We start from the raw sequence: 8,707 nt of genomic DNA, 5'->3' as shown, positions 1-8,707 counted from the left end.
TTGCCTGCCTTGTTTGCAAGACTCAAGACATGCGCCAAGGCTGGCAACCATGGCGTTACAGGTTCGGCACGTTGCAACAAATGTAGGAGCGGATTTATCCGCGATGCGCCGCGCGGGCGGCGCTCGATTTCAGCATCACCACAAAAATCAAGGCAGGCCCCCAATGCCCACAACAACCTCCAGCCAGGCCCCCAGTCCCAACCCCAACCTGTCACCGCTGTCAGCCAGCTGTCACGCTGCCGACCCGGTCACAGCGCTATAAGCTTCAATACAAACCTCCGTTTCCCCCCTTGGCCAAGGTGCCCGCGCCGATGCGACGTCCTTCCCGTTCCGTACTTCTCGCCGCGTTGGCGCTGCTCGCCCTGGTGGCCCTGGGCGTCTGGTATGGCCAGCGTCAGCAGGCCACCACGCCGCACGCACAAGCGGCGATTCCGGTGCGCGTGGTCAGCGTCGCCCAGCAGGACGTGCCGCGCTACACCAGCGCCATCGGCTCGGTGCTGTCGCTGCACAGCGTCGAAGTCCGGCCACAGGTCGAGGGGGTGCTGACCCAGGTGCTGGTCAAGGAGGGCCAGTGGGTGAAAGAAGGCGACCTGCTCGCCACCCTGGATGACCGGGCGATCCGCGCCAGCCTCGACCAGGCCCGTGCCCAGCTCGGCCAGAGCCAGGCGCAGATCCAGGTGGCCGGCGTCGACCTCAAGCGTTACCGCCTGCTGAGCACTGACGATGGCGTGTCCAAGCAGACCCTCGACCAGCAACAGGCGCTGGTCAACCAGCTGCAGGCCACGGTCAAGGGCAACCAGGCGGCCATCGCCAATGCTGAGGTGCAACTGTCGTACACGCAGATCCGCTCGCCAGTGACCGGGCGCGTCGGCATCCGCAATGTCGACCCCGGCAACCTGGTGCGCAGCAGCGATACCCAAGGCCTGTTCAGCGTCACCCAAATTGATCCGATCGCCGTCGAATTCGCCCTGCCGCAACAGATGCTGCCAACCCTGCAGGGCTTGCTCAAGGCGCCAACCCCTGCGCTGGTGCAGGCCTACATGGACGCCGACGGCGAACGCAACCTGCTCGGCGAAGGCCACCTGGCACTGATCGACAACCAGATCTCGGCCAACACCGGCACGGTGCGGGTCAAGGCCGAATTCGACAACAAGGACGGCCGCCTGTGGCCGGGGCAACTGGTCACCATCCGCCTGCGCACTGCGGTCGATGAGAACGCCCTGGTGGTGCCACCGCCAGTGGTGCAGCGTGGCATCGACGGGCACTTTGTCTACCGCCTGGACGGTGACAAGGTCACCAGCGTGCCGGTCAAGGTGCTCTACCAGGACAGCGGCCTGAACATCATCGCCGGGGTAAAGCCGGGCGAGCGCCTGGTGCTCGACGGCCAGTCGCGTCTCAAGCCCGGCTCGCGGGTCGAGGTCACCCCGGACGTACCGCCACCGGCGCAAATGGCTGACCGCAGGAGCCAGCCATGACTACCCGCAACGGTATTTCGGCGTGGTGCATCGACCACCCGATCGCCACCCTGCTGCTGACGTTCGCCCTGGTGCTGCTCGGCGCCATCGCCTTCCCGCGGTTGCCAGTGGCACCGCTGCCTGAAGCGGACTTCCCGACCATTCAGGTCACCACCCAGCTGCCCGGTGCCAGCCCGGAAACCATGGCGTCTTCAGTGGCCACGCCACTGGAGGTGCAGTTCAGCGCCATCCCCGGCATGACCCAGATGACCAGCAGCAGCGCGCTGGGCTCGACCACCCTGATCCTGCAGTTCACCCTCGACAAGAACATCGACACCGCCGCCCAGGAAGTCCAGGCGGCGATCAACACCGCCACCGCCCGCTTGCCCCAGGACCTGCCCAACCCGCCGACCTGGCGCAAGGTAAACCCGGCCGACAGCCCGGTACTGGTACTCACCGTCAGCTCCGCGCAGATGCCCGGCAATGACCTGAGCGACTACGCCGAAACCCTGCTGGCGCGCCAGCTCAGCCAGATCGAAGGGGTCGGCCTGATCAATATCACCGGCCAGCTGCGCCCGGCCATTCGCGTGCAGGCCCAACCCGAAAAACTCGCCGCCATCGGCCTGACCCTTGCCGATGTGCGCCTGGCCATCCAGCAGACCAGCCTCAACCTGGCCAAGGGCGCACTGTACGGCGAGCACAGCGTCTCGACCATCGCCGCCAACGACCAGCTGTTCCACCCCGAGGACTACGCCAAACTCATCGTTTCCTACCGCAACGGTGCGCCGGTGCACCTGCAGGACGTGGCCAAGGTGATCAACGGCGCCGAAAACGCCTACGTCAAGGCCTGGTCCGGCGACCAGCCGGGGCTCAACCTGGTCGTGTTCCGCCAGCCCGGCGCAAATATCGTCGACACCGTCGACCGGGTGATGGCTGCCCTGCCCAAGCTGCAGGAAATGCTTCCGGCGTCGATCGAAGTGTCAGTCTTGCAGGACCGTACCCAGACCATCCGCGCCTCTTTGCACGAGGTGGAACTGACCCTGATGATCGCGGTGGCCCTGGTGATCGGGGTGATGGCGCTGTTCCTGCGCCAGTGGTCGGCGACCTTGGTGGTATCCAGCGTGCTCGGTGTGTCGCTGATCGCCAGTTGCGCCCTGATGTATGTGCTGGGCTTCAGCCTCAACAACCTCACGCTGGTGGCCATCGTCATCTCGGTGGGCTTCGTGGTGGACGACGCCATCGTCGTGGTCGAGAACATCCACCGCCACCTGGAGGCCGGCGACGACAGCCGCACGGCAGCGCTCAAGGGCGCAGGCGAGATCGGTTTCACCGTGGTGTCGATCAGTTTCTCGCTGATCGCAGCGTTCATCCCGCTGCTGTTCATGGGCGGTGTGGTCGGCCGGCTGTTCAAGGAGTTCGCCCTGACTGCCACTTCGACCATCCTGATTTCGGTGATGGTGTCGCTGACCCTGGCCCCCACCTTGTGTGCCTTGTTCATGCGCCGCCCGCCCGGCGAGCAACACGGCGGGTTTGGTGAGCGCCTGGTGAAGTGGTACGAAAAAGGCCTGGATCGTGCGCTTGCCCACCAACGCCTGACCCTGGGCGTGTTCGGCGTGACCCTGGCACTGGCCGTCGCCGGTTATGTCGGCATCCCCAAAGGCTTCTTCCCGCTGCAGGACACCGGCTTCATACTCGGCACCACCGAGGCGGCCGCGGATGTGTCATACCCCTCGATGGTCGAGAAGCACCTGGCGCTGGCAAAGATCATCGGCGACGACCCGGCGGTGCAGGCCTACTCCCATTCTGTGGGGGTCACCGGCAGCAACCAGACCATCGCCAATGGCCGCTTCTGGATAGCCCTCAAGCCTCGTGGTGATCGCGACGTGTCGGCCAGCGAGCTGATCGACCGCCTGCGGCCGAAGCTGGCCCAGGTGCCGGGCATCGTCCTGTACATGCGGGCCGGCCAGGACATCAACCTCAGCTCCGGCCCGTCACGCACCCAGTACCAGTATGTGCTCAAGAGCAACGACGGCGTGGCCCTGAACCTGTGGACCCAACGCCTGACCGACCGCCTGCGGGAAAACCCGGTATTGCGCGACCTGTCCAACGACTTGCAACTGGGCGCCAGCGTCACCCGCATCGACATTGACCGCCAGGCTGCGGCACGTTTCGGCTTGACCACCACCGACGTCGACCAGGCGCTGTACGATGCCTTCGGCCAGCGGCAGATCAGCGAGTTCCAGACCGAGACCAACCAGTACAAGGTGATCCTCGAACTGGACGCCAGGCAGCGCGGCAAGGCCGAGAGCCTGAACTTCTTCTACCTGCGCTCGCCACTGACCAACGAGATGGTGCCACTGTCGGCCCTGGCGCATGTCGCCGCACCGAGCACCGGGCCACTGTCGATCAGCCATGACGGCCTGTTCCCGGCAGCCAACCTTTCGTTCAACCTGGCCCCCGGCGTGGCCCTGGGCGATGCGGTGAAGATCCTCGAACGTACCCAGCGCGAACTGGGCATGCCGGACTCGATCAGCGGCAACTTCCAGGGCGCGGCCCAGGCCTTCCAGAGTTCGCTTTCGAGCCAACCGTGGCTGATCCTCGCCGCGCTGGTGGCGGTGTACATCATCCTCGGCGTGCTCTACGAGAGCTTCGTCCACCCACTGACCATCATCTCCACCCTGCCCTCGGCCGGCCTGGGTGCGTTGATACTGCTCTGGGCCATGGGCCAGGACTTCAGCATCATGGGCCTGATCGGCGTGGTGCTGCTGATCGGTATCGTCAAAAAGAACGGCATCCTGCTCATCGACTTCGCCCTGGAAGCCCAGCGCCACCATGGCATGACACCCGAGCAGGCGATTCACCAGGCGTGCCTGACGCGTTTCCGGCCGATCATCATGACCACCCTCGCCGCCCTGCTCGGCGCGGTGCCGCTGATGTTCGGCTTTGGTGCCGGCGCCGAACTGCGCCAGCCGCTGGGCATCGCGGTGGTTGGCGGGCTGCTGGTAAGCCAGGCGCTGACGCTGTTCACCACCCCGGTCATATACTTGGCCCTGGAGCGCCTTTTCCACCGCCGCCAGGCCGCCCCAGCGGCGGCGCCAAGTGCCAGCTAGGACAAGACCATGCGTGTGCTGATCATCGAAGACGAAGAAAAAACCGCCGACTACCTGCATCGCGGCCTGACCGAGCAGGGCTTCACCGTCGACCTTGCGCGTGACGGCATCGACGGCCTGCACCTGGCCCTGGAAGGCGACTATGCAGTGATCGTGCTCGATGTGATGCTGCCGGGCCTGGACGGCTACGGCGTGCTGCGTGCACTGCGTGCGCGCAAGCAGACGCCGGTGATCATGCTCACCGCCCGCGAGCGCGTCGAAGACCGCATCCACGGCCTGCGCGAAGGCGCCGACGACTACCTGGGCAAACCCTTCTCGTTCCTCGAGCTGGTCGCCCGGCTGCAGGCCCTGACCCGGCGCAGCAGCAGCCACGAGCCGTTGCAGATCCAGGTCGGCGACCTGTGGATCGACCTGATGGCGCGCAAGGCCAGCCGCGCCGGCCAGCGCCTGGAACTGACCGCCAAGGAATTCTCGCTGCTCAGCGTGCTGGCCCGGCGCCAGGGCGAAATCCTCTCCAAGACTGCTATCGCGGAGCTGGTCTGGGACATCAACTTCGACAGCGACGCCAATGTCGTCGAAGTAGCCATCAAGCGACTGCGCGCCAAGCTCGACGGGCCGTTCGACAACAAGTTGCTGCACACCATCCGAGGCATGGGCTATGTCCTGGAAAACCGTGCCGCTTAACTCCATCGCCCTGCGCCTGTCGACGCTGTTCATCCTGGTGGCGCTGGGGGTGTTCGTGCTGATCGGTTCGGCGCTGTATCGCCAGGTCGACCGCAGCCTCGACCTGCTGCCGGCAGCGGAACTGGATGCGCGCTTCAGCGTGCTCGAGTCCACCCTCAACCGCTTCGGCACACCCGAGCACTGGGCCAAGATCAACAACAAGCTCAACCTGCTCAGCGAGGAAGACAAGCGCATCCGTTTCTGGGTGGTCAGCAGCAACCCGGCCTACGAATACGGCCACCCCAGCGAACTGGTCCGCGCTTTTGGCGAAGGCCCGCAAGGCATGCGCGACCTGCGCCTGCCTGACCGCCTCTACCCCTACAAGGTGCTGGTCAGCGAACTGCCGGCGCTGGGCGAGCGCCCGCCGCTGCGCTTTTTGATCGGCATCGACACGGAAACCTTCTGGCAAGCCCAGCACAGCTTGCTGGTGGCCATTGTCGGCCTGGCTGTGCTCGGTGTGCTGCTGGCTTCGATTCTTGGCTACTGGGTGGCGCGCATTGGCCTGCGGCCGCTGCTGGCGCTGTCCGTCGAGGCCCAGGCGCTGGCGCCACCACGCCTGGACGGGCGCCTGCAGACAGCGGACCTGGCGCCGGAACTGGCGCAGTTCGCCGGCGCCTTCAACGCCGCGCTGGACCGGGTCAGCCAGGCCTATTCACGGCTGGAAGCGTTCAACGCCGACGTCGCCCACGAATTGCGCTCGCCATTGACCAACCTGATTGGCCAAACCCAGGTCGCCCTCACCCGTGGGCGCAGCGCCGAGCATTACTTCGAAGTGCTGCAATCGAACCTCGAAGAGCTGGAGCGCCTGCGCAGCATCATCAACGACATGCTGTTCCTCGCCAGCGCCGACCAGGGCAGCAAGGCCACCGCCCTGACCCAGGCCTCTCTGGCCGAGGAAGTGGCCACCACCCTCGATTACCTGGACTACATCCTCGAAGACGCCCAGGTCAGCGTCACCGTCAGCGGTGATGCCCAGGCGCCCATCGAAAAGGCCCAGTTGCGCCGGGCCTTGATCAACCTGCTGAACAACGCCGTCCAGCACACGGCGCCGAACCAGGTGATCGAGGTACAGATAGAGGCTGGGCCGGAACAGGTCTGCATTGCCGTAAGCAACCCAGGGCCGGCCATCGAGGATGCGCACCTGCCGCTGTTGTTCGAGCGCTTCTACCGGGTGGATGCGGCGCGCAGCAACAGTGGTGGCGGCAACCATGGGTTGGGCCTGGCGATCGTCAAGGCGATCGCGCTGATGCATGGTGGTGACGTTTTTGTGCGCAGCGCGGCCGGCGCCAATACCTTTGGCATCCGATTGCCCCTTCTGAAGCCTGCATAGGCCCCCTGTAGGAGCGGCCTTGCCAGGGCGCCCCTACGATGACCGCGCAAGGTGTCTAGCACGGTACTTTTCGGCCAAAGTCGAATTGCCTTCTCAGCGATCATTACTTTTTGCGCAACAGTGCTTATCGCTAAAGACGCTGTTTCCGCGGCACGTTAACGACTAACTTTGCCCTCGTCCTCATCGCACTTGCACCGCAAGAAGGTAGATTTAAACATGTCCAACAGTATGGGTATTGCCAGCGTTTTCGTTCTGTCTTCCCTGTTGTTGTCGCCCCTGGCCATGGCCGAAGAATCCCCGGCTTTCGTAGCTCGCACTGCAGAACTTGCCGCTGTTCACCAAGACTCCCGCGAAGCCCTGGCACACAAGGCCGACGCCAGCAAAGACGCAGAACAGACAGCTTCGAAAGTTTCCAGCGACGCCAATGCCGATAGCTGATCGCGCGTCGTACCTGCTCCAGTTTTCCCTTGGCTACGCCATGGGCACCGTGGGTGCCGATATGTTAGCCTTTTAAAGCCGCTGCCAATCAGCGGCTTTTTTTATGTGCTCTAACTATCAGCCCCGCCGTAACGTACCCCTATAAAAAGACGCACATTCAAAAATAAAAACTGCCCCACCGTCAGACTAAAGGAGCTAACACCGGTGCCTTCCGCGTTTCGTTTTACCCCGCTGTTCATTGCGTTGACTGCAACGATCCCTTTCGCCGCCCAGGCAGATGAAGACAAGGCTGATGGCTTCATCGAAGATTCGTCCTTCAACCTGCACTTTCGTAATGCCTACTTCAACCGCGACAACCACAACGCCGGCGTGCGCGACACCCGCGAGTGGGGCCAGGGCGCGGTGGCCCGTTTCGAGTCCGGCTACACACCGGGCGTAGTCGGCTTCGGCCTCGACGCCCACGCCATGCTGGGCCTGAAGCTCGACGGCGGTGGCGGCCATGCCGGCACCAGCATCCTGCCCGAGCACATCAAGGACAACGGTGAACTGGGGGCCGCCCCGCACTCGTTCTCCACTGCCGGTGCAGCGGTCAAGCTCAAGGCATTCGACACTGAATTGAAAGCCGGTGACCTGTTCATCACCAACCCGGTGATCGCCGGCGGCGAAACCCGCATGCTGCCGCAGACCTTCCGCGGTGTGAGCCTGACCAACCACAGCGTCGACGGCCTGTTGCTCGAAGGCGGCCAGGTCAGCTTCACCCACCCGTACAACCAGAGCGGCCACCGTCGTATCGACACCTACTACGGCGACATGGACGGCCAGACCAGCAAGCACCTTAACTGGGCCGGCGCGTCGTGGAGCGGCACCGAGCACATCACCACCAACCTGTACGCGGCCGAGCTGAAGGACGTCTGGAACCAGTACTACGCTGACTTCGACTACACCTACGTGGTCAACGACCTGGTCAGCCTCAACCCGGGCGTGCACTTCTATCACACCCAAGACACCGGCCAGTCGCTGCTGGGCAAGATCGACAACAACACCTACAGCGTGCACTTCACGGTCAATGCCGGTTACCACAGCGTCACCGCCGCCTACCAGCGGGTCAACGGCAACACGCCGTTCGACTACATCAACCTGGGCGACAGCGTTTACCTGGACAACTCGCGCATGTACTCGGACTTCAACGCCCCGAACGAGCGTTCGTGGAAGCTGCAGTACGACTACAACTTCGCCGGTGTCGGCATCCCGGGCCTGAGCACTTCGCTGTCGTATTCGCGCGGTGAAGCGGACCTGACCAAGGCCACCCAGGACACCAGCCACTACGACTACTACCGCGCCGATGGCAAGAACGCCATGCACTGGGAGCGGGACCTGGACGTGAAGTATGTATTCCAGGAAGGCGACCTGAAGGATCTGGCGGTGCAACTGCGCTATGCCACTCACCGTGGTAGCCAGGGTTATGCATCGATCGACAGCAACAGCGACAACGATGAAGTGCGGGTGATCGTCGATTACCCACTGAACATCTTCTGATCTGAGACCGCTGGCGAGGGCTTAGCCCTCGTTCGCGGGCTTGCCCGCGAAAACCAGACACGATTCCGTCGGACAATTGTTGTCCGACAATCCACGCTTCCCTAAAATGGCGCCCG

At 63.9% G+C, this 8,707-nt stretch carries 6 protein-coding genes; all 6 read left to right on the top strand.

Annotated elements, in window-relative coordinates:
- The first annotated feature begins 311 nt into the window (after positions 1 to 311).
- The 6 genes from H040_RS20510 (at position 312) to H040_RS20485 (ending at position 8,591) form a co-directional block, all read left to right on the top strand.
- Positions 312 to 1,475 (top strand): efflux RND transporter periplasmic adaptor subunit, encoded by a 1,164-nt coding sequence (locus H040_RS20510; protein ID WP_027918371.1) that lies wholly within the window; start codon positions 312 to 314, stop codon positions 1,473 to 1,475.
- On the top strand, positions 1,472 to 4,564 hold the full coding sequence (locus H040_RS20505; protein WP_027918370.1) for a multidrug efflux RND transporter permease subunit: 3,093 nt from the start codon (positions 1,472 to 1,474) through the stop codon (positions 4,562 to 4,564). The genes H040_RS20510 and H040_RS20505 overlap by 4 nt, the downstream gene beginning before the upstream one ends.
- Positions 4,565 to 4,573: 9 nt before the next feature.
- Positions 4,574 to 5,248, top strand: a complete 675-nt coding sequence (locus H040_RS20500) for a heavy metal response regulator transcription factor (protein ID WP_027918369.1) — start codon at positions 4,574 to 4,576, stop codon at positions 5,246 to 5,248.
- On the top strand, positions 5,223 to 6,617 hold the full coding sequence (locus tag H040_RS20495; RefSeq protein WP_027918368.1) for a heavy metal sensor histidine kinase: 1,395 nt from the start codon (positions 5,223 to 5,225) through the stop codon (positions 6,615 to 6,617). Before H040_RS20500 ends, H040_RS20495 begins: the two co-directional genes overlap by 26 nt.
- A gap of 216 nt (positions 6,618 to 6,833) precedes the next feature.
- Entirely contained in the window at positions 6,834 to 7,055 is a 222-nt protein-coding gene (locus H040_RS20490) for a hypothetical protein (protein WP_027918367.1), read from the top strand.
- Positions 7,056 to 7,259: 204 nt separating this feature from the next.
- Positions 7,260 to 8,591 carry an OprD family porin gene (locus H040_RS20485; protein ID WP_027918366.1) on the top strand — a complete coding sequence of 444 codons (1,332 nt, stop codon included), beginning with the start codon at positions 7,260 to 7,262 and terminating at the stop codon, positions 8,589 to 8,591.
- The last annotated feature ends 116 nt before the right edge of the window (positions 8,592 to 8,707 follow it).

It is taken from the genome of Pseudomonas sp. URMO17WK12:I7, assembly GCF_003269045.1.
In the GTDB taxonomy this organism is placed as follows: Bacteria; Pseudomonadota; Gammaproteobacteria; order Pseudomonadales; family Pseudomonadaceae; genus Aquipseudomonas; species Aquipseudomonas putida_J.
Note: the sequence above shows the minus strand (reverse complement) of the source record. Positions and strands in the feature narration are given on the sequence as shown.